Below are 20,783 nucleotides of genomic sequence, written 5' to 3'. Positions count from 1 at the left end.
GAAGTGGAACGTGTTCCTATCATGGCGTACGTGGCCAACGACGACCCGACATCGCCCGTCCAGCGAGAGCGACGTACCCGCATCCTGGACGCCACGATCGCCCTCGCCTCGCGCGGCGGCTTCGAGGCCGTCCAGATGCGCGCGGTGGCCGAGCAGGCGGACGTCGCCCTCGGCACGCTCTACCGGTACTTCCCGTCCAAGATCCACCTGCTCGTCTCCGCCCTGGCGCGGGAGTTCGAGCGTGCCGACGCGTCGATGGCCAGCCACCCGGTCCCCGGCGACACCCCGTCGGACCGCGTGGTCCACGTGCTGCGCACCATGACCCGCGGCCTCCAGGACGACCAGCACCTCACCGAGGCCCTCACCCGGGCGTTCATGTTCGCCGACCGGTCGGCCCGTCACGAGATCAACGCCGTGGGTGCGCTGCTCGTCCGGATCCTCACCCGCGCCATGCGGTCGGACGCCGTGACGCAGGGCGCCCCCACCGACGAGGAGCTGGCGATCGCCCGGGTCGTCGGGGACGTGTGGCTGGCCTCGCTGATGGCCTGGGTGACCGGTCGCAACACCGCCGAGGAGACCTCCGCGCACCTGGAGCGGGCGGTCCGGCTCATCCTGCGCTGAGGGTCGGGTGCGCCGTACGTCCCCCGCCGTCAGCGCAGCGGGTCGAAGGGCACCAGCTCGGGCGGGGTGATGCCGCTGACGATCCCCTGCGCCAGCAGCTTGCCCGTGATCGGACCGAGGAAGATCCCCGACATGGCGTGGCCCCCGGCCACGAACACGCGAGGTGAGCTGGTCGGGCCGATCAGCGGCAGGCCGTCGACGGTGCACGGTCGCGAGCCGACCCACTCGTCGCGTCGGTCGTCGAGGTCCACCCCCCGCAGCAGCGGACGGGCGGCCTCGACGATCGCGTCGATGCGACGGGGGTCCGCTGCCGCGTCGGGGGCGCGGAACTCCATCGTCCCGGCGACGCGGAGCCGAGTCCCCTCGGGCGTCGTCAGGGGGGTGCACGCAACGCGTTGGCTCGGGAAGTAGAGCGGCGCGCGCGGCAGCCTGTCTCCGGAGACGCTGAACGAGTAGCCGCGACCCGCCTGGATCGGTTGCCGCACCCCGAACCGGCGTGCCAGGCCACCCAGCCAGGCTCCGTGGGCGAGCACCACCTGGTCGAACGACTCGCCGGCCTGCCCCTCGGTGCTGAGGACAGCGCCGCCCGCACCGTCGCGCACGTCCGTGACGGTGGCGCCCTCGACGATGCGCCCACCGCGGCGCCGGACGGCGTCGGCGAGGGCCGCGAGGAACACCGGAGGGTTGATGTAGTGCTGGTCGTGGAGCCGTAGCGCGCAACCGATCGCATCGGACAGGGTCGGCTCCGCTGCGCGGGCCTCGGCCCCGGTCAGGACGTCGTACCCCACGTCCTGGCCGGACGCCCGGATGTCCTCGAGCTCCTCGCGCAGTCCCGCGCTCTCCTGCGGCGTGCGGAAGCAGGCGAGGAACGGGTCCGCCGGGTAGGTCCGCGCGTCGACGTCGGCATCGGTGAGCTCGTGGAAGGCGGCCACCGCGGCTCGGTTGACCGGCGCGTAGGCACGCATCCCGGTGGCCCACCGGCGAGCGGTGCTGTGGCGCGCGAACCCGGTCAGGAACCGCAGCAGCTGCGGGTCGGGACGCAGCGGGACGTAGACCGGCGAGGAGGGGTTGAGCACCGCTCGCACCCCGTAGCGCAGGACCGACGGCTCGGGCAGCGGCGCGGTCATCGAGGGGTTGAGCCACCCGGCGTTCCCCCACGAGGAGCCCGCCGCGACGTGCTGGCGGTCGTACACCGTGACGTGGACGTCGTGCTCCTGGAGGAACCAGGCGGTGGAGAGCCCGACGATCCCGGCTCCGACGACGGCGACGCGCGCGGCCATCTCAGGCCTCGCTCGAGTGGCCGGGGAAGACGTGGGCCGTCGGGTCGATCGCCACGGCCGCGTTGTTGACCGCTGTCGCGGCCTCGCCGAAGCCGACGGCGATGAGGCGGACCTTGCCGGGGTACTCGGTGATGTCGCCGGCGGCAAAGACCCGCTCCACGGTGGTGCGCATCGCGCTGTCGACCACGACGTGCCGCTTGTCGGTCTCGAGGCCCCAGGTCTGGAGGGCGCCGAGGTCGGCCACGAATCCCAGGGCGGCCACGACGGCCTGGGCGGGGCGGACGACGGGGTCCTGCCCGTCCACGGTGATCTCGACCTCCGTGACGTGCCCGGCGTCCCCCGCCCCGCCGCGCAGCGCGGTGACCTGGGCCTTGGTGATGATGTCGACGCTGGAGTCGCTCACGGCCTTCACCGTGCGCTCGTGGGCCCGGAAGGCGTCGCGGCGGTGGACGAGGGTGACCGAGTGGGCCATCGGCTCGAGGTGCTGGGCCCAGTCGAAGGCGCTGTCGCCGCCGCCGACGATGACCACGTCCTTGCCGGCGTACGGCGCGAAGGAGGGCACGAAGAACTCGACGCCGCGCCCGACCCAGCCGTCCGCCGCCGGCAGCGGGCGGGGGCTGAACTTGCCGATCCCGGCGGTCACGAGCAGCGCGCCGGCGCTGATCTCGGTGCCGTCGTCGAGCCCGACCACGACGTGCCCCTCGCCGTGCGTCAGCGTCAGGGCCGTCCGGTCGAGGAAGTACTGCGGGTCGGCGGTGGCGGCCTGGGCCACGAGTCCCTCGACGAGGTCCCGGCCCTTGATCGTCGGGAAGCCGGCGACGTCGAGGATCGCCTTCTCCGGGTACATGGCGGTGATCTGGCCGCCGAGCTCGGGCAGGGAGTCGACCACCGCCACGCTCAGGCCGCGGAATCCCGCGTAGTAGGCGGCGTAGAGCCCGGTGGGGCCCGCTCCGATGATGAGCAGATCGACCTCGGGCACCCGGTCACTCCTTCGTCGCCGTCAGGACGCTGACAACCTAGCCGAGCGCGCTGACCCCTGCCACGGTCCATCGGCCGTCCTGGCGGACCAGCGTGACGACGAGCCGGTTGCGCTGGACGCGACGGGCGCCGGTCGCGCCCGAGGTGGTCGCCTGGTTGGCGAAGACCAGCACCTCGGCGCGGGAGTCGGTCGCGGACACCACGGCCGAGGACACGGCGGTGGTCTCCTGGTCGATCCGGTCCCGGACGGTGTCGGCGCGCACCCGCTGCATGGCGGCGGTGTACTGATCGGCGAACGCGGGCGTCATCCCCTCCCGGGTGGCGGCGACGTCGCCGTCGAAGGAGTCGTGGTGGTAGGTCAGCACCCGCTCCCCGGCCCGGGCCGCCACGTCGAGCAGCCGGGCCCGCGCGCCGGCGTCGGTGAGCGCCGGCGCGGTCGCGGACCGCGGGTCGGAGGACTCCCGGGCGTCCGGAACCTGGAGGATCACCAGCGCGGCGAGGACCGCGGCGGTGATCGCGAGCACGGCGGTCAGCCACGGGCTCGCGAGCGCGGAGCGCTCCACGGCGTCGTCCAGCGCGGAGCGCTCCACGGCGTCGTCCGCGGGGGGCGGGGATGTCTCGTCCGGCACGTCAGTTCACGAACCTCAGGCCGTCGGTGAGCCAACGGCCCCCGTCCTCGACGAGGTCGACCTCGATGCGCCACGGGACGGTACGCCGCTCCGTGCCGCCGGCCGCCTCGCTGGTGACCTCGGTGTCCGCGGCGACCAGTGCGGTCGCGGTCCGCTCGGTCCAGCTGCTGAGCCCGACCCGGAGCAGTGTGACGTCGGCCGAGGACTCCCGGCGCCGGGTCTCGGCCCTGATCGTCCTCAGCTGCGGCGCGAACTGACGCCGGAACCGCGGGGTGGTCGCCTTCAGCATCAGTTCCACCTGGGCGTCGATCTCCGTGTGGTCGATGTCGAGGAAGGACCGGACCTGCCCGGCCGCGGCGCGGGTGGCGGCGTCCTGCGCGGCGGCCACCGTGCCCGCCCCGACGGGGGCAGGGGCGTCCCGCTCGCGCAGGGCAGGCGTCACCAGCACGGCGGCCAGGACGAGGACCAGCACCGCGAGCCCGACGTTGACGCGTGCGCTCACGCGTCGCCGCTCGTCGTTCGGGTCATGCACGCATCGTGGCAGGTGGGATGGCAGAACGGGTGGCGCCGGACCGAGTCAGTCGTCCCAGCCATCGGGGCGGACCTTCGCCGGCAGCCTGGAGACCACCAGCCGGTAGGACTCGTCGACGGCCTCGCGCAGCTCGTCGTCGGGGATGGTGCCGACCAGGGACAGGTCGTTCCACCCGCTCCGGCCGATGTAGGCCATCACGGAGGCATCGGCCGGATAGCGGTCGAGCCACTCGTCCGCGACCTCGCGGGTGGTGGCCGCCTTGATCCCGACGCTGTGCCGGCCCAGGAACGCGAAGATCTTGCCGCGCTCCCCCGCGCCCACCTTGTAGACCGGCAGCTCGTGTCCCCACGGGTTGTCCGCCCACGCGCCCGGCTTGGCGGCGCAGTGGGCCTCGAGGTCGGCCGGATCCACTACTTCGTGGCTTCCATCATCTGGCGCAGCTCCTTCTTGAGCTCGTTGATCTCGTCGCGGAGGCGGGCGGCCACCTCGAACTGGAGCTCGGCGGCCGCAGTCTTCATCTGCTCGGTCAGGCCCTGGATGAGCTCGGCGAGGTCGCTCGACGGGATCCCGGCGGTGTCGGGGAGGTCGGAGTGCAGCTTGGACAGCGACGGGGTCGGGGACTTGGCCTTGACCCCTCCTGCGCGGCCCTTCTGGCCCACGTCGGCCCAGGTCTGGAGCAGCTCCTGGGTGTTCTCGTCCTCGCGGGCCAGCATCTCGGTGATGTCGGCGATCTTCTTGCGCAGCGGCGTGGGGTCGATGCCGTGCTCGGTGTTGTAGTCGACCTGGATCTGGCGGCGCCGGTTGGTCTCGTCGATGGCCGACTCCATGGAGGGAGTGATCTTGTCGGCATACATGTGGACCTGGCCGGAGACGTTGCGGGCCGCGCGACCGATCGTCTGAATGAGCGACTTGTCGGAGCGCAGGAAGCCCTCCTTGTCGGCGTCGAGGATCGCCACCAGCGAGACCTCGGGCAGGTCGAGGCCCTCCCGGAGCAGGTTGATGCCGACGAGGACGTCGTACTCCCCGAGCCGCAGGTCACGCAGCAGCTCGATGCGCTTGAGGGTGTCGACCTCGGAGTGCAGGTAGCGGGTGCGGATGCCGGCGTCGAGGAGGTAGTCGGTGAGGTCCTCGGACATCTTCTTGGTCAAGGTGGTGACGAGGACCCGCTCCTCCTTCTCCGAACGGGTGCGGATCTCGTGGATGAGGTCGTCGATCTGGCCCTTGGTCGGCTTCACCACGACCTCGGGGTCGATGAGGCCGGTCGGGCGGATGATCTGCTGGACCGTGTTGTCGACGCCGCCGACCTTGTCGAGCTCGTAGTTGCCGGGCGTGGCCGACAGGTAGATCGTCTGGCCGATCCGCTCCAGGAACTCCTCCCACCGCAGCGGACGGTTGTCCATCGCGCTGGGCAGCCGGAAACCGTGGTCGACGAGGTTGCGCTTGCGGGACATGTCGCCCTCGTACATGCCGCCGATCTGGGGCACCGCGACGTGCGACTCGTCGACGACGAGGACGTAGTCCTCCGCGAAGTAGTCGAGCAGCGTGTTGGGCGCCGACCCGCGGGAGCGACCGTCCATGTGCATCGAGTAGTTCTCGATGCCGGAGCAGGAGCCCACCTGCCGCATCATCTCGACGTCGTACGTCGTGCGCATCCGCAGCCGCTGGGCCTCGAGCAGCTTGCCCTGCCGCTCGAAGGTGGCCAGCTGGTCCTCCAGCTCGAGCTCGATGCCCTTGATCGCCCGCTCCATCCGCTCCGGACCCGCGACGTAGTGGGTGGCCGGGAAGACGTGCAGCTCCTGGTCCTCGGTGATGACCTCGCCGGTGACCGGGTGCAGGGTCATCAACCGCTCGACCTCGTCGCCGAAGAACTCGATCCGGACGGCGAGCTCCTCGTAGACCGGGAAGATCTCGAGGGTGTCGCCACGGACCCGGAACGTGCCGCGCGTGAACGCCATGTCGTTGCGCGTGTACTGGATCTCGACGAGACGGCGCAGGATCGAGTCGCGGTCGTGCTCCTCGCCGACGCGCAGTCGCAGCATCCGGTCGACGTACTCCTGGGGGGTGCCGAGGCCGTAGATGCAGGACACCGTGCTGACCACGATGACGTCGCGCCGGGTCAGCAGGCTGTTGGTCGCGCTGTGCCGCAGGCGCTCGACCTCCTCGTTGATCGAGGAGTCCTTCTCGATGTAGGTGTCCGTCTGGGGGACGTAGGCCTCGGGCTGGTAGTAGTCGTAGTAGGAGACGAAGTACTCCACGGCGTTGTCCGGGAAGAGCTGGCGCAGCTCGTTGGCGAACTGCGCGGCCAGCGTCTTGTTGGGCTGGAGCACCAGCATCGGCCGCTGGAGCTGCTCGGCCACCCACGCGACGGTGGCCGTCTTGCCGGTGCCGGTGGCACCCAGCAGCACGATGTCCTCCTCGCCGCCCTGGATGCGCTGCGTGATCTCCTCGATGGCCGCCGGCTGGTCGCCGGACGGCTGGTAGTCGGAGACGACCTTGAAGGGGGCGACGCGGCGCTCGAGGTCTGTGACTGGACGCATGCGTCGAGCCTACGACCGGGCACCGACAACGGCATCCGCAGCGCGAGCCCCGCTCACCCCTCCGGCGGGGTCCAGAGCCACGCGTCGCCCACCAGCTCGCCCGTCGCCCCGGGCTCGCGCTCCGGGAAGGACTGGCCCGGCCACCGCTGGCCGCCGAACACGAACAGGGCGCGCCCCAGGGCCGCGCTCGAGTCGTCGTACACGTCCTCGCGGCCCTCGAGGGGCGGCACTGTGACGTAGGCGTCGGCGGCGCTGTCGTACACGTGCAGGCGCTGCTGCGAGGCCATCTGGCCCACGCTGTTCGAGATGTCGTACGTCGCCCCGTCCCGGCCCAGGACGCCCACCAGGTCCTGCTGCCGCGGCGACTGCTCGGGAAGGGCGGACCAGGTCCACGTCACCGGGTCGAGCAGCCACCCCGGTGACTCGAGGAAGTGCCCGTTGAGCAGCGGCCCGCGCTCGCTCGCGAGCAGCTGGTAGCCCGCCCCCGGCGCGTCCGGGAGGCGGGTCCAGCGCATCGGTCCCAGGTCGAGGCGGGCCGCGTGCTTGCGGGCGTCGCGGCCCGCGTCCAGGTCGGCCCTCGAGGACCCGACCACCACCAAGGACTCGCCCACCGGCACCACGAAGCGATCGAAGACCGGCGGCAGGGGGTCCGCGGGCAGGGCCTCCCAGGTCCGCGTCGCCGGGTCGTAGCGGGCGTCCACCGACGCGCCCTGCTCGTCGCTGGACGAGTGCACGAGCACGGTGTCGCCCACCGCCACGAGCATCGAGTAGTCGTTGGTCGGTCCGGGCACGGTGCCGTGGTCGATCCACCGGTCCCGGTCCAGGTCGTACTCGAGCAGTCGCGCCGGGGCGTCGCAGCAGGGCCCGGACGCACACCCGTCCAGCAGGAACGCGGAGCCGCCGACCGCGACGGCGGCGCGGTCATGGCGGCGGACACCGAAGGGCGCGGCCGCGATGGGGGTCCAGTGGTCGAGACCCGCGTCGTAGACGGCACCGTCGTCGAGGAGGGGATCCTCCGGTGTCACGCAGTCGGCGTTGGGCGGGCACAGGAGCTCCCACCCCCCGACGACCAGCATCCGGTCCCCCACTCCCACCGTGACGGCGTGGTCGCGCGGGCTGAGCGGCGGATCGGGGAGTCGGGTCCATCCCTCTCCGTGCCCGGACCCGGTGCCCGGCTCGGGCGCCTCCAGGGTGCCGGACCCGCACGCGACCAGGAGGGACGGCAGGAGGAGGGCCAGGAGCGCCGGGGCGACGGATCGAGGAAGGACCACATCCCTCCGACGACGTCGGCGGCGGGGCAGTTCCGTGCGCCGCGACCCCGTTGCCCCGCCGTCGCTAGATTGTCCCCGTGACTGCCGCCCGAGTGCTGACCGTCGTCCGCCGGACGCTGCTGTCGATCTTCGGGTTCCAGGTGCTCCTCGCCATCGCGCTCTCGCTCGTGGACTCCTACCGACGCCGGGGCAAGAAGCCCAAGCCGTTCCCGGTCACGCCGCCCCAGACCGTGGAGGTCGGCGAGGGCACGTTCACGACGTACACCTTCGGCCAGGACCTCTACGACGACATGCTCGCGGCGATCGAGGGCGCGCAGAAGCAGGTGCTCTTCGAGACCTACATCTGGAAGGGCGACGAGGTCGGGGAGCGCTTCAAGGCCGCCCTGGTCGCGGCCGCCGACCGGGGGGTCGAGGTCTACTGCATCTACGACGGCTTCGCCAACCTCGTCGTGTCGCCGCGCTTCCGACGCTTCCCGGCGTCGCTCAAGGTGCTGCGCTACCCGATCTACTCGGCCGGCCTCCGCTTCTGGGACCTGCGGCGCTACGGCCGGGACCACCGCAAGATCCTCGTCGTGGACGAGGAGGTCGGCTTCGTCGGCGGCTACAACATCGGCACCGCGTACGCCACCGAGTGGCGCGACACCCACGTCCGGATCACCGGCCCCGGGGTGTGGGACCTCAAGCGCGCCTTCGCCGACTTCTGGAACCTCAACCGCCGCAAGCGCATCGGCCGCTCGGAGCGCCCGCTGCTGCTGGAGACGGCGTCGGTCTGGGAGCCGCGGATCCGCTTCGCGCGCAACGTGCCGCGGCTGTGGGTCTTCCCGATCCGCTCGATGTACCTCGACGCGATCAACCGCGCCACCCGCAACGTCTGGATGACGCACGCCTACTTCATCCCCGACCAGGACTTCGTGGACGCCCTCCGGGACGCCGCGCGCCGGGGTGTCGACGTGCGCCTGCTGCTGCCGCTGAAGTCCAACCACATCGTGGCGGACTGGATCTCGCGCGGCTACTTCGGCCAGCTCCTGCACGCCGGCGTGCGCATCCTGCGCTTCCGCGACGCGATGGTGCACGCCAAGACCTCCACCATCGACGGCAACTGGTCCACCGTCGGCACCGCGAACGTCGACCGGCTCAGCCTCCAGGGCAACTACGAGATCAACGTCGAGATCATCGACGAGTCGATGGCGTCCGTGCTCGAGGAGATCTTCCTGACCGACCAGTCCAACTCGCTGGAGCTGACGATCGGCGAGTGGGAGGCGCGGGACCTGCACCGCAAGTTCACCGAGTACGTCCTCGCACCGCTGCGTCCCCTGCTCTGACTCCGCCGGGGCTCGCTCCCCCTGCCGTACGCCGCCCGCGCCGGCCGAGCACCAGGATCCAGGCCCCGGCGGCACCGATCCCGGCGAGGCCGAGGACGAAGGCCACGCCGGGCCCGCCCGTCCAGTCCAGCGCGTCGCCGTACCGGAGCAGGGCGACCGTCTCCAGGACGAGGAACGCGACGCCGGTGAGGCCGAGCGGCTGCACCCGGTCCACGTCGTCGATCAGGAAGGCATGGGCGGCGGCCCAGCCCAGGCCGACCAGCCACGCACCCACCGCTCGGGCCGTCAGGTCGGTGAGCGGCCACGGCCATCCGTCCGCGGCCCAGCCCGGTGCCAGCAGCAGGGCCACCCCGCCTGCGAGCAGCGCGGCGGCCAGGACGACGAGCAGCACCCGCAGGCCCCGGGGCAGGGGGTGCAGCGCCGACCGGGGGCCGGGGATCCGCGAGGTCGCCTGCAGCGCGAGGGCGATGAGCATCGCCACCGGCACGCCGGCGTAGATCGCCAACCAGCCCCAGGTCACGAGCCGGGCGCTGGTGGCGAAGCCGGGACCGAGGTGGAACGCGTCGATGTGGACGAGGGTCACCACGAGCGTGAGAGAGGTGAAGACCAGCACCGTCCACACGGTGAGCCGCGCCGTGCCCCACCCCGCCGCCCGGGCCCCGGCGATCTCGAGCACCGCGCTCGACCAGTACGCGGCCCCGAGGAAGACCGCGGTCATCGGCACCTCGATCGTCCAGGCGAACCAGTCGGCGGTGCGCAGCGGGAAGACGGTGAGCTGGAGGCCGGCCAGGAAGACGAGGACCGCGGCCACCACCAGGATCACCCGCATCGGCCGGACGACGGCGAGGTCGCGGCCGGTCACGGTCCCTCCCCCGTCGGGGCGGTGACCGCCGGTGGGGCCACGGGGTGCGCTGCCAGGTAGCCGTGGAGGAGCGCGATCACCGTGGCGCCGTCGCCCACGGCGGTGGCCACCCGCTTGATCGAGCCGGCGCGCACGTCACCGACGGCGAAGACCCCGGGCAGGCTGGTCTCCAGCGGCAGCCTGCCATCGCCCGACGCCGTCGCGCCCGTGGCGGTGTCGGGTCCGGTGCGCACGAAGCCGGCCTCGTCGCGCATGACCTCCTCGGGCAGCCAGGAGGTCCGCGGCATCGACCCGATGAGCACGAAGAGCCCTGCCGCCGGCACCTCCTCCGTCTCGCCCCCGCGCGGGTCCCCGAGGGTCAGGCCGGCCAGGCAGCCGTCGGCCGCGCGACCGCCGCGGACGGCCGACCGGTAGCGGATCGAGACGTTGCGGGTCGCCTCCAGCTGGGCGATGAGGTAGTCCGACATGCTCGCGGCCAGCGACGGTCCCCGGACCAGCAGCGTCACCTGGCGGGCGTAGCGGGCGAGGTGCAGCGCCGCCTGGCCGGCCGAGTTGCCCCCGCCCACGACGTACACGTCGTGGCCCGTCATCGACGGGGCCTCCGAGACGGCGGCACCGTAGTAGACGCCACGGCCCAGGAGCGCCTCGAGCTCGGGGACGTCGAGCCGGCGGTAGTCGACCCCGGTGGCGACGACCACGCTCCGCCCCCGGACGACGCTGCCGTCGGACATCGAGACCGTGCGCACCTCACCCTCGGCGCCCAGGCCCTGGACCTCACGCATGAAGGAGTACTCCGTCCCGAAGGCCCACGCCTGCTGGAAGGAGCGGTAGGCCAGGTGCGCGCCGCTGACGCCCCGCGAGAATCCGGGATAGTTGCGGATCAGCGAGGACGTGCCGGCCTGCCCGCCCACCGCCAGCTGCTCGATCACCAGCGTGGAGAGCCCCTCCGAGGACGCGTAGACGGCCGCGGCCAGGCCGCTCGGCCCGGCTCCGACGACCACGACGTCGTAGACGTGGTCGGCCGGCGGCGGTCGGGTGAGGCCGAAGGCATCGGCGATCTCCAGGTCGGTGGGCGCGACCAGGGTCGTCGGCGGGGAGGTGAAGGCGAGGACGACCACCGGCAGCGCCGGGTCCTCGAGCCCCAGGTCGGCCAGCATCCGCTGGCCCACCTCGGTGCCGGCGTCGTGGAACGCGAGGGGGATGTGGTTGCGGCCGAAGGAGTCGCGCAGGGAGTGGGTGCGCTCGTCGCGCTGCTCGCCGATGAGCCGCACCGCCTCGAAGCCGATCCCCTGGGCAAGGTGCCAGTCGTCGAGGGCGTCGACGAGGGCGCCGTGGAACTCCTCGTCCCGGCGCCGCTCGGGCCGGAGCACGAGCAGCTCGGCATGCCCCTGGGCGATGGCCGAGAACACCGTGGACGTGCTCGCGAAGTCCCCCCAGACCGCGGCGACGACCCGCTTGGCGGCCGGGTGCAGGGCGTAGGCACGTCTCAGGAAGCCGATGCCTTCCCGGTCGCCCGGTCCGTAGCAGGCGATGACCAGGGCCACCTGGCGCCCCCACCGGCGCAGCCCCTCGAGCACCGCACGCGCGTGTGCGTAGTCGGCGCACACGACGACCTCGTAGTCGCCGCCGTAGCGCCTGCGCAGCTCCGAGCCGATCACGTCGCGCGACGCGGGGTCCGTGGTGGCAAGCAGCAGGACAGGGTCGACGTCGTCCATGGCCGCCCCTCCCCGCACCTCCAGTGGTGGCCTCGACGCTACGCGCGACCCCCGGGGTGGGCGCGACCCCATTTCTGGGGGTCGTCAGTGCGTACGACGCCCGGTGGCCCGGGTCGGCAGATGGGTCGGCAAGCTCATCCGCGGCCCCCGTCGCGGCCGCGTCTGCCCGCCGGCGCAGGCCAGCGCGGCCGCCCGTCCCCGCTGCGGCCGGTAGGGCTCCAGCGCCACGGCCATCTCCTCGTCGGTGATGTCGTGGCCGAAGAGCGCCCAGCCCACGTGGTTGGCCAGGTGGTAGTCGCCGAAGCTCACCGCGTCCGGGTCGCCCAGCGCCCGCTGGCGCACCTCGGCGCTGGTCCACACGCCGATCCCCCGCACCGACCGGAGCCGACGGTCGAACTCCTCGGGCGGCGCGTCGACGAGCCGCTCGAGGGAGGGGGCGACCCGGCAGACGGTCACCAGCGCGCGGGACTGGAAGGGCTCCACCCCCAGCCGCAGCCACTCCCACGACGGGATGGCAGCCAGGGTGGCCGGGTCGGGCTGCACGTGCAGGCGCAGCTCACCGACGACGTCCGCGGGCCCGGGGGCGGGCTCGCCGTGGCGCAGCACCAGCTGGCGGAACGCCCCGAAGGCCTGCTTGCCGGTCACCTTCTGCTCCAGGATCGAGGGCACCAGGGCCTCCATCACCCGTCGGCTGGCCCCGAGACGCCAGTGCTGCTGCCGGCGCCACCCCTCGGCCACGGCCGGGTGGAGGGGCTCGAACCCCTGCGGGTCGTCGGCCGCACCGAGCAGCGAGGGCATGGTGTCCAGGACCCACGACGCGCCCGGACCCCACGCCGTTCCGACCACCAGGCCGTCGGCAGGACGGGCCTCCACGCACAGGGTCGCGGGACCGTCCGGGGTGCGGGTCGCGCGCCAGACGCGGCCGCGCAGGTCGGTTCGCTGGGTGGGATCGCCGGCGCCACGGCGCTGCTGGCCGAGGACCGACGCCGCGGCGCACGGCCAGTCCGGCCGCCACTCCCTCGTCAGTGCCTCACCCACACCGCGACGGTAGACGACCGCACCGACCCGGCGAGCGCTACGGTCCTGCCATGGGTGAATCCGACGCCGGCCGGGCCGACAACAAGCGCGAGATCGAGCCGACCATCGAGCGCGACTTCAGCAGCCAGATGTCCTACGGCGACTACCTGCGCCTCGACCTGCTCCTCGCCGCGCAGCGGCCCCAGAGCGACCCGCCGCAGCACGACGAGCTGCTCTTCATCGTCCAGCACCAGACGAGCGAGCTGTGGCTCAAGCTGATGGTCCACGAGCTGCGTTCCGCGCGGGACCTGCTGGCCTCCGACGACCTCGCCCCGGCGCTCAAGCGGCTCGCGCGGGTCAAGCACATCCAGCGGGTGCTGACCGACCAGTGGGCCGTGCTGGCCACGCTCACCCCGAGCGAGTACGCCGAGATCCGGCCCTTCCTGGCCACCTCCTCGGGCTTCCAGTCCGCGCAGTACCGCGAGGTCGAGTTCCTGCTCGGCAACAAGGACGCCGACATGGTCCGCGTCTTCGGCCACGACCCGGGGGCACAGGCCGCGCTGTCGGAGCTGCTCGCCGAGCCGTCGCTCTACGACGAGTTCCTCCGCCTGCTCGCCCGCCAGGGGTACGCCGTGCCGGCCGACGTCCTGGACCGCGACGTCACCGTCGCGCACGCCCTCTCCCCCGGGCTCGTCGACGTCTTCGCGACGGTGTACGCCGCTCCGTCCGAGCACTGGGGCATCTACGAGACGTGCGAGGAGCTGGTCGACGTCGAGGACAACTTCCAGCAGTGGCGCTTCCGTCACCTCCAGGTCGTGCAGCGGACCATCGGCCACAAGATCGGCACCGGTGGCTCGAGCGGCGTCGACTTCCTGCGCCGGGCGCTGGACCTGACGTTCTTCCCCGAGCTGTTCGCGGTGCGCACCCGCGTCGGGGAGTGACCTAGCCGGCCCGCTCGATCGTCGTCACCACGGCGGTGACCGAGGGCGCTCGCGGCGTCGAGGAGAAGCCGAAGCGGCAGGGCGGCTCGACGGGTGCCAGCTCCCCCAGGTCCGCGCCCCGCCACGTCCCGGCGAGGGCGGTCACGGCGTGCGCCGAGGTGGCGCCGTACCACTCCCGACGTCCCTGTCCGGCGGTCCCGCGGGTGCGGACGCCACGCATCGCCATCCGGGCCACCGGGTCCACGAGCGTGCACCACGCAGGTGCCGTGGCCAGCCGGCGCGGCACCAGGCGCAGCAGTCGCCCGACCGGGGTCCGACCACCGAGCGTCAGCTCCAGCGTCAGCGGCCCGCACTCCACCCGCCACCCGGCGGGGGTGTCGCGGACCTCGACGGACGCGATGACGACCTCGTCGAAGGTGTAGGTCGCCGACACGAAGTCCCGCGTCCGCGCGTCGGGAGCGACCAGCACCCGGTGACCCGAGGCGTCCTCCACCATCAGGTCGGCGAACGACCCCCACGGCCCGTCGTCCCAGCGTCCGACCACGACGCGCACGCCGCTCGTGCTGCCGACACCGGCGATCCTGCCGGTGAAACGCTCGCGGACCCTCGGTCGTCTCCCCCACACGTGCCGCATCGTGCCAGTCCACCTGACCACCCCGACCGGACGGCCCCCGCCGGTGAGCCCCGCTGTCGGTGGTCGAGGGCAGGATGGGCGCATGCTCCTCGCCGACCTCGTCGCCACCTCGCAGGCCGTGAGTGCCACCCGCTCCCGCAAGGCCAAGACCGAGTCGCTGGCGGCCGCCCTCCGGCGCGCCGAGCCGGACGAGCTCGAGACCGTGGTCGCCTACCTCGGCGGCACCCTGCGCCAGCGGCGCACCGGACTGGGCTGGCGGGGGGTCAGCGACCTCCCGGCGCCTGCGGACGAGCCGACGCTGACGGTGAGCGAGGTGCACCTGGCCTTCGAGGAGATCAGCCGGATCTCCGGCGCGGGGTCCCAGGCCCTCCGCAAGGCGGCTGTCGCGGACCTCTTCGGTCGTGCGACGAGCGACGAGCAGGCGTGGCTTCGCGGCCTCGTCACCGGCGAGGTCCGGCAGGGCGCGCTCGACGCGCAGGTCCAGGAGGCCGTCGCCGCCGTCGCCGAGGTCCCGTTGCCCGCCGTACGCCGCGGCGCGATGCTCGCCGGCAGCACCCTCGCCGCGGCCGTCGCCGCCTTCCACGGCGGCGAGACGGCTCTGGCCGCCATCGGCCTCGAGGTGGGCCGACCCGTGCTGCCCATGCTGGCCTCGAGCGCCCCCGACGTGGCCGCGGCCCTGGACAAGATGCGCGGCGCACCGGTCGCGATCGACGCCAAGCTGGACGGCATCCGCATCCAGGTGCACCGCGACGGCGACGACGTGCTCGTGGTGACCCGCAGCCTCGACGACATCACCGGTCGACTGCCCGAGGTCGTGGAGATCGCCCGGTCGCTGCACGCCGAGCGCTTCGTCCTCGACGGCGAGGCGCTGGTGCTGGCCGACGACGGTCGCCCGCGACCGTTCCAGGAGACGTCGTCACGCACCGCGCAGGCGGGCGGAGGCGTCGTCGCGCCGTACTTCTTCGACGTCCTGCACGTCGACGGCCGCGACCTCCTCGACGAGCCCGGCCACGTGCGCCTGGCCATCCTCGACGGCCTGGTCCCCGAGCAGCACCGGGTCGGCCGGCTGGTGACCGACGACGTCGCGGCCGCCCAGGAGTTCGTCGACGCCACGCTCGCCGCCGGGCACGAGGGGGTGGTTGTGAAGGACCTCGACGCCCGCTACGAAGCCGGTCGCCGCGGGGCCGGGTGGGTCAAGGTCAAGCCGGTCCACACCCTCGACCTGGTGGTGCTCGCCGTGGAGTGGGGCAGCGGTCGCAGACAGGGCTGGTTGTCCAACATCCACCTCGGCGCCCGGGACCCGGAGGGAGGCTTCGTGATGCTGGGCAAGACCTTCAAGGGCATGACCGACGAGATGCTCGCCTGGCAGACCGAGCGCTTCACCGAGCTGGCCACCTCACCGACGGACCGCAGCGCGTATGTCGTCCACGTCCGCCCCGAACAGGTCGTGGAGGTCGCCTTCGACGGCCTCCAGCGCTCGACCCGCTACCCCGGCGGCGTGGCCCTGCGCTTCGCGCGGGTCCTGCGCTACCGCGAGGACAAGCAGGCACACGAGGCGGACACCATCGAGGACGTGCGCCGGCACCTGGTCTAGGAGCGGCACGCAGGCCTCTCACTCACCCAGGACGCAGAACTCGTTGCCCTCGGGGTCGGCCAGCACGACCCACGGTCGGTCCCCCTGGCCGATGTCCACCCGCCGTGCACCATGAGCGAGCAGACGAGCCACCTCGGCCGCCTGGTCGTCAGGCCGGAAGTCGAGGTGCAGTCGGCTCTTGGCCGTCCTGCCCTCATCGAGCCGGACGAAGTCCAACCCCGGCATCTGGTCCGGCTCGGGGCGTATCTCGAACTCGTCAGCGGAGGAGTGGACGACCACCCAGCCGAGCGCGTCGGCCCACCACTGCCCCAGAGTCGCCGGATCCGTCGAATGGACGATCACCTGTTCCCATTGCAAGGCCACCGGGCGAACCTAGACGTCCAGGAACGTCGGGCACAGTCATTTTCGGTGGGGGCGGCGATCGTCCCGGACTCGACACGCCACCACGTCGCAGACCCGCTGCAGCGCGGTCGCTGTGCCACCCTTGGCCGGGTTGCTTCCGCCCGGAAGCACCCAAGACATGGGGGACGTGATGAGGGCCGACCACTACGACAGCTTCGCCAGGAACTACGCGAGGGAGAACGACTCGGGACTCTTCAACGCGCACTACGCACGACCGGCGATGATCGAGCTGGCCGGGGACGTCCAGGGTCGTCGGGTGCTCGACGCCGGGTGCGGTTCCGGAACCCTGACCGAGGCCCTTCGCGCCCGGGGTGCCCTCGTCACCGGCTTCGACTCCAGCCCGGCGATGCTCGAGCTGGCGCGGGAGCGGCTGGGCGAGGACGTCGACCTGCAGGTGGCCGACATCAGCCTGCCCCTGCCGTTCGCCGACGGTGCCTTCGACGATGTCGTCGCCGCGCTCGTGCTGCACTACCTGGAGGACTGGACGGCACCGCTGTCCGAGCTGCGGCGCGTCCTGAAGCCCGGTGGGCGCCTCCTCCTGTCGGTCAACCACCCCCGCATCCTCGAGTCGAGCGATCCCGGTGCCGACTACTTCGCCGTCACCCAGTACTCCGACGAGTACACCTTCAGCGACGGTCAGACCTGGGAGCTGACGTTCTGGCACCGGCCCTTGCACGCCATGACCGACGCGTTCACCGAGGCCGGCTTCCGCATCGCGAAGATCAGTGAGCCGCCCTTCTCGCCCGACACCCCACGCGAGCTCCTGCCGCCCGGCCTCGGCGACCGCACCGCCTTCATCTGCTTCCTCTTCTTCGTCCTCGAGGCACACTGATGCGGCAGGTCTGACGACCCGGAACCGGCTGGCCCGTCAGCCACGCCTCCACGAGGGGACCGAGCGCCGCCCCGTCCTGGACTCCGTCGTCATGGCGGCGCTACGGGCTCGACGCCACGGCCGTCTCCATGACCCGCTCACGATGTACCCCGTCCGCCATCACGTCGCCCAGCTCACCGGTGTACCGGAAGCCGTGGCGTTCGTAGAGCGCCGCGGCCTGCCCGTTGTTCTCGGCCACGCTGAGCCGCAGCACTCGAGCACCGACGGACCGGGCCCAGTGGACGATCTCACGGACGAGCACGTCTCCGACCCCGTGTCCGCGTGCCTCCGGGGCCACCCACAGCGAGATGAGCTCCACGATCTCGCCGTGGGACGTCGGTACGCCGCTGGCCATGCCGGCACCGCGGTCGTCGAGCACAGCGACCACGTTGTGGGACCCGGGGATGCCCAGGCGGTCACGCCAGCGCTCCTCGGCATCGCCGGCCCCCGACCAGTCTGCGAGTCGGGCCCCGAACGCGTGGGGCGCTTCGCTCAGGGCTGCCAACCGCAGGTGCCGCCACGTCGCCCAGTCATCGGGGGTGAGTACGGAGGTGTCGACCATGCGGCAAGGGTGCTGGACGGTCGCCGGACGCGCCACCGGATTGACGCACGTGCTCCGAGCGTCACAGCCGTGCAACTCCGGGTTGCACACGTCCTACACTTTGGACATGGCGTCCAGCGAGCAGGCACCCCGCGTCGACGGCCGGCGGTCGGCCGCCGCGGCCCGACGCCGGCAGCGTGAGCGCGAGATCCTGGACGCGACCCGAGCCCTCTTCGACGAGCGCGGCGTGCGGGACGCCCAGATCGAGGACATCGCCCAGGCGGTGGGCATCAACCGGGCCATCGTCTACCGGCACTTCACGGGCAAGGAGGAGCTGTTCGCGCTCACCCTCACCGGTTACCTCGACGAGCTGCGCGACGCCCTGGCCGAGGGGTCCGGACGGCAGGGCGACCCCGCCGCACGCCTCACCGCCATCGTCACCGCCTTCGTCGACTACGGGATGACCTACCCGGCCTTCGTCGACTGCGCGCAGACGCTGATGCGGCGTACCGGGCCCGAGCTCCTCGACGAGATCAGCGAGAGCGCGCTCTTCCGCCTTGGCCGCAGCATCTCCGCCTGCCTCTCCGTCCTGTCGGGCGTCATGGACGACGGCGTCGCGTCCGGCGACTTCGAGGTCGCCGACACCAACCTGCTGGCCAACCAGCTCTACGCCAGCGCGCTGGGCGGGCTCCAGCTCGCCCGCGTCGGCATCCTGGTCGGCGAGTCGGCGCCGGGCATCCCGACGGTCGGCTCGGTGTCGCCCGAGCAGGTGCGCGACTTCCTCGTCGCCACCGCCCTCTCGGCCTCGACCCGTCGCGACTGAGCGGCCTCAGAGCCCCAGGTCGTCCAGGGCCGTCATGACCGACCCGTGGTAGGTCGGGAAGGCGAAGTGCATGCGGCGTACGACGGCGGGCGGCACCTCGGCGTGGATGGCCAGCGCCAGCATCGCCACCAGGTCTCCCCCGGTGCGGCCCATCGCCGTCGCGCCCACCAGCACCCCCGAGCCTGCGTCGGCGACGAGCTTGACGTGCCCCTCGTTGCCCACCCCGTCCAGCCACCCGCGGGCCGACCCGCTGAGGTCGGCGAACCCGGTCCGGACGTCCAGCCCCTGCTCGCGAGCCTGCTCCTCCGACAGCCCGACCGAGCCGATCTCGGGGTCGGTGAAGGTCACCCGGCTGACCGCCCGGTAGTCGGCCACCGGTCCGTCCGCACCGAGGATGTCGGCCTTGGCCACCTCGGCCTGGTAGCTGGAGACATGGGTGTAACGGCCGTGCCCGGTGATGTCGCCGATGGCCCACAGCCGATCGCCGGCGCGCATCCGCTCGTCGGTCTCCACGGTGTCGGACGAGGGGTCCAGCCCGACGGCCTCCAGCCCGACGTCGCGGACGTTGTTGCTGCGCCCGGCAGCGACGAGCAGCTGCTCGGCCCGGACCGTCAGGTCACCGGCGGTGAGCACGAAGGAGCCGTCGTGCTCGACCCGCTCGACCTCGACACCGGTGTGCACGGTGATCCCCTCGGCCTCGAAGATCCGGGTGAGCAGGGCGCTCGACTCGGGCTCCTCGGCCGCGATCAGGCGGTCGGAGGCCTCGATGACGGTGACCTCGACTCCGAAGCGGGACAGGGCCTGCGCCATCTCGCAGCCGATCGGGCCACCCCCGAGGACGGCCAGGCTGCGGGGCAGCTCGGTGAGCTGCACGACGTCGCGGTTCGTCCAGTACGGCGTGTCCGCCAGGCCGTCGATCGGCAGGACGAGCGGCTCGGTGCCGGTGTTGAGCACCACCCCGCGCGACGCCTCGAACTGCACCCCCTCGACCTCGACCACGCCCGGGGCGACCAGCCGGCCGTGGCCTCGCACCAGCCGCACACCGGCCTCCTGGACGGCCTTGGCGTTGGCGTCGTCGGTCCAGTCCTTGGTGGCCTCGTCGGTGATGCGGCCCGCGGGGAGCGACCACTCGGGCGAGACGGAGGCCGGGCCGGCGAGCCGGTCGGCCCGGCGGACCATGGCCACGTGGTCCGCGGCCCGGATCATGATCTTGGTGGGCGTGCACCCGTAGAACGGGCACTCGCCGCCGACGAGGTGCATCTCCACCCCGACCGTGTCGAGCCCGGCCTCGGCCAGCTCGGTGGCCAGCTCCTGCCCTCCTGGCCCGAGCCCGAGGACGACGACGTCACACGCGATGCGGCTGCTGACGGTGCCCACGTCAGCGCGAGAGGTGCTTGGCCCGGGCGAAGCAGAACAGGCCGTAGCAGGCGATGCCGATCGCGATCGCGATCAGCAGCACCTGTCCGAACGGCTGCTCCAGGACGGTCTGCAGCGCCTGGTCGAGGCCGCCGGACTTCTTCGCCTCGTGCGTGATCGCGGCGTAGCCGAAGAGTCCACCCACGATCGCGATGGAGACGCCCTTGGCGATGTAGCCCACCTTGCCGAACAGGACGTACGCCGAGCCGTCCTTGCCGGACTGCCCCTGGGCGTCGAGGTGCTCGGTGAACTTCTCGGTCCAGCCGCGGTACACGAGGAAGCCGCCGTAGGCGATGATCGCGAGGCCGATCGCGCCCACGATGAGCTGCCCGCCGGGGAGGTCCATCAGCTTGGCGGTGGTGGAGTCCGTGCCGCCGTTCGACCCCTCGCCCATCGCGACCCTGATCGCGCTCCAGGCCAGCACGCCGTACAGGATCGCCTTGCCGAGCGAGGTGGCCCGCTTGCGCCACCGCTTGGCGTCGTCGGTCTCGTCCTGGTAGCCCATCGCGAACTCGAGCAGGCGCCACACGACGAGGAGCAGCATGCCGACGGCGATCATCCAGATGAGGACGCCGCCCATCGGTTGCTCGGCCAGGGCGTGCAGGGCACCCGAGTTGGAGGCGTTCTCCGACTTGTCACCCAGCGCCAGCTGCGCGGCGAGCCAGGCGACCATCAGGTGGACGATGCCGTAGGCCACCAGCCCGGCCCGGATCGCGTGGTCCAGCCACTCGCTGTGGTGTGCCTGCTGGCCTGCGCGCTCTGCCTTGTCGGTGACCTCTCCCATGCGGGACACACTA

21 protein-coding genes are annotated in these 20,783 nt (G+C 72.3%); 6 read left to right on the top strand and 15 right to left on the bottom strand.

Annotated elements, in window-relative coordinates; all coding sequences use genetic code 11:
- The first annotated feature begins 30 nt into the window (after nucleotides 1-30).
- Nucleotides 31-621, top strand: a complete 591-nt coding sequence (locus AC1DQF_RS00795) for a TetR family transcriptional regulator (RefSeq protein ID WP_477523295.1) — start codon at nucleotides 31-33, stop codon at nucleotides 619-621.
- Between the two features lie 29 nt (nucleotides 622-650).
- Here the strand turns inward: AC1DQF_RS00795 and AC1DQF_RS00790 are convergent, their stop codons facing one another.
- The 7 genes from AC1DQF_RS00790 to AC1DQF_RS00760 form a co-directional block, all read right to left on the bottom strand.
- Entirely contained in the window at nucleotides 651-1,901 is a 1,251-nt protein-coding gene (locus AC1DQF_RS00790; RefSeq protein ID WP_477523294.1) for an NAD(P)/FAD-dependent oxidoreductase, read from the bottom strand.
- A gap of 1 nt (nucleotide 1,902) precedes the next feature.
- Nucleotides 1,903-2,880, bottom strand: coding sequence for an NAD(P)/FAD-dependent oxidoreductase (locus AC1DQF_RS00785; protein ID WP_477523293.1), 978 nt, complete (start codon nucleotides 2,878-2,880; stop codon nucleotides 1,903-1,905).
- A gap of 37 nt (nucleotides 2,881-2,917) precedes the next feature.
- Entirely contained in the window at nucleotides 2,918-3,508 is a 591-nt protein-coding gene (locus AC1DQF_RS00780) for a hypothetical protein (protein ID WP_477523292.1), read from the bottom strand.
- Nucleotide 3,509: 1 nt separating this feature from the next.
- On the bottom strand, nucleotides 3,510-4,010 hold the full coding sequence (locus tag AC1DQF_RS00775) for a hypothetical protein (protein WP_477523291.1): 501 nt from the start codon (nucleotides 4,008-4,010) through the stop codon (nucleotides 3,510-3,512).
- 75 nt (nucleotides 4,011-4,085) lie between these two features.
- A complete protein-coding gene (locus AC1DQF_RS00770; RefSeq protein ID WP_477523290.1) occupies nucleotides 4,086-4,451 on the bottom strand; it encodes an MmcQ/YjbR family DNA-binding protein in 366 nt (121 codons plus the stop codon).
- On the bottom strand, nucleotides 4,451-6,577 hold the full coding sequence (gene uvrB / locus AC1DQF_RS00765; protein ID WP_477523289.1) for an excinuclease ABC subunit UvrB: 2,127 nt from the start codon (nucleotides 6,575-6,577) through the stop codon (nucleotides 4,451-4,453). Before uvrB ends, AC1DQF_RS00770 begins: the two co-directional genes overlap by 1 nt.
- Before the next feature lie 53 nt (nucleotides 6,578-6,630).
- A complete protein-coding gene (locus tag AC1DQF_RS00760; RefSeq protein ID WP_477523288.1) occupies nucleotides 6,631-7,848 on the bottom strand; it encodes a Kelch repeat-containing protein in 1,218 nt (405 codons plus the stop codon).
- Nucleotides 7,849-7,925: 77 nt separating this feature from the next.
- Between AC1DQF_RS00760 and AC1DQF_RS00755 the strand changes: the two genes are divergently transcribed.
- Nucleotides 7,926-9,170, top strand: coding sequence for a phospholipase D-like domain-containing protein (locus AC1DQF_RS00755; protein ID WP_477523287.1), 1,245 nt, complete (start codon nucleotides 7,926-7,928; stop codon nucleotides 9,168-9,170).
- On the opposite strand, the gene AC1DQF_RS00750 is transcribed toward AC1DQF_RS00755, so the two are convergent.
- The 3 genes from AC1DQF_RS00750 to AC1DQF_RS00740 form a co-directional block, all read right to left on the bottom strand.
- On the bottom strand, nucleotides 9,130-10,032 hold the full coding sequence (locus tag AC1DQF_RS00750) for a hypothetical protein (protein ID WP_477523286.1): 903 nt from the start codon (nucleotides 10,030-10,032) through the stop codon (nucleotides 9,130-9,132). The genes AC1DQF_RS00755 and AC1DQF_RS00750 overlap by 41 nt on opposite strands.
- A complete protein-coding gene (locus AC1DQF_RS00745) occupies nucleotides 10,029-11,747 on the bottom strand; it encodes an NAD(P)/FAD-dependent oxidoreductase (protein WP_477523285.1) in 1,719 nt (572 codons plus the stop codon). The genes AC1DQF_RS00750 and AC1DQF_RS00745 overlap by 4 nt, the downstream gene beginning before the upstream one ends.
- Before the next feature lie 84 nt (nucleotides 11,748-11,831).
- The gene (locus AC1DQF_RS00740; protein WP_477523284.1) at nucleotides 11,832-12,785 is read right to left on the bottom strand and encodes a DNA-3-methyladenine glycosylase family protein; all 954 of its coding nucleotides are present in this window, start codon (nucleotides 12,783-12,785) and stop codon (nucleotides 11,832-11,834) included.
- Between the two features lie 50 nt (nucleotides 12,786-12,835).
- Between AC1DQF_RS00740 and AC1DQF_RS00735 the strand changes: the two genes are divergently transcribed.
- Entirely contained in the window at nucleotides 12,836-13,705 is an 870-nt protein-coding gene (locus AC1DQF_RS00735; protein ID WP_477523283.1) for a tryptophan 2,3-dioxygenase, read from the top strand.
- Between the two features lies 1 nt (nucleotide 13,706).
- Here the strand turns inward: AC1DQF_RS00735 and AC1DQF_RS00730 are convergent, their stop codons facing one another.
- Nucleotides 13,707-14,330, bottom strand: coding sequence for a hypothetical protein (locus AC1DQF_RS00730; protein WP_477523282.1), 624 nt, complete (start codon nucleotides 14,328-14,330; stop codon nucleotides 13,707-13,709).
- 91 nt (nucleotides 14,331-14,421) lie between these two features.
- Between AC1DQF_RS00730 and AC1DQF_RS00725 the strand changes: the two genes are divergently transcribed.
- Complete coding sequence (locus tag AC1DQF_RS00725; RefSeq protein ID WP_477523281.1) at nucleotides 14,422-15,933, top strand: ATP-dependent DNA ligase; 1,512 nt, start codon at nucleotides 14,422-14,424, stop codon at nucleotides 15,931-15,933.
- Nucleotides 15,934-15,951: 18 nt separating this feature from the next.
- On the opposite strand, the gene AC1DQF_RS00720 is transcribed toward AC1DQF_RS00725, so the two are convergent.
- The gene (locus tag AC1DQF_RS00720) at nucleotides 15,952-16,296 is read right to left on the bottom strand and encodes a VOC family protein (protein ID WP_477523280.1); all 345 of its coding nucleotides are present in this window, start codon (nucleotides 16,294-16,296) and stop codon (nucleotides 15,952-15,954) included.
- A gap of 169 nt (nucleotides 16,297-16,465) precedes the next feature.
- Between AC1DQF_RS00720 and AC1DQF_RS00715 the strand changes: the two genes are divergently transcribed.
- The gene (locus tag AC1DQF_RS00715) at nucleotides 16,466-17,167 is read left to right on the top strand and encodes a class I SAM-dependent methyltransferase (RefSeq protein WP_477523279.1); all 702 of its coding nucleotides are present in this window, start codon (nucleotides 16,466-16,468) and stop codon (nucleotides 17,165-17,167) included.
- A gap of 100 nt (nucleotides 17,168-17,267) precedes the next feature.
- On the opposite strand, the gene AC1DQF_RS00710 is transcribed toward AC1DQF_RS00715, so the two are convergent.
- Entirely contained in the window at nucleotides 17,268-17,768 is a 501-nt protein-coding gene (locus AC1DQF_RS00710) for a GNAT family N-acetyltransferase (RefSeq protein WP_477523278.1), read from the bottom strand.
- A gap of 106 nt (nucleotides 17,769-17,874) precedes the next feature.
- Between AC1DQF_RS00710 and AC1DQF_RS00705 the strand changes: the two genes are divergently transcribed.
- Complete coding sequence (locus AC1DQF_RS00705) at nucleotides 17,875-18,570, top strand: TetR/AcrR family transcriptional regulator (protein WP_477523277.1); 696 nt, start codon at nucleotides 17,875-17,877, stop codon at nucleotides 18,568-18,570.
- Between the two features lie 6 nt (nucleotides 18,571-18,576).
- Here the strand turns inward: AC1DQF_RS00705 and AC1DQF_RS00700 are convergent, their stop codons facing one another.
- Together AC1DQF_RS00700 and AC1DQF_RS00695 are read right to left on the bottom strand one after the other, a co-directional pair.
- Nucleotides 18,577-19,947: a dihydrolipoyl dehydrogenase family protein gene (locus tag AC1DQF_RS00700; protein ID WP_477523276.1), complete on the bottom strand. Its 1,371-nt coding sequence runs from the start codon at nucleotides 19,945-19,947 to the stop codon at nucleotides 18,577-18,579.
- 1 nt (nucleotide 19,948) lies between these two features.
- Nucleotides 19,949-20,770: a DUF1206 domain-containing protein gene (locus AC1DQF_RS00695; RefSeq protein ID WP_477523275.1), complete on the bottom strand. Its 822-nt coding sequence runs from the start codon at nucleotides 20,768-20,770 to the stop codon at nucleotides 19,949-19,951.
- Nucleotides 20,771-20,783: the final 13 nt, after the last annotated feature.

The organism is Nocardioides sp. P4_G4, from assembly GCF_056401085.1.
This window is presented reverse-complemented; position numbering and strand designations above follow the sequence as displayed.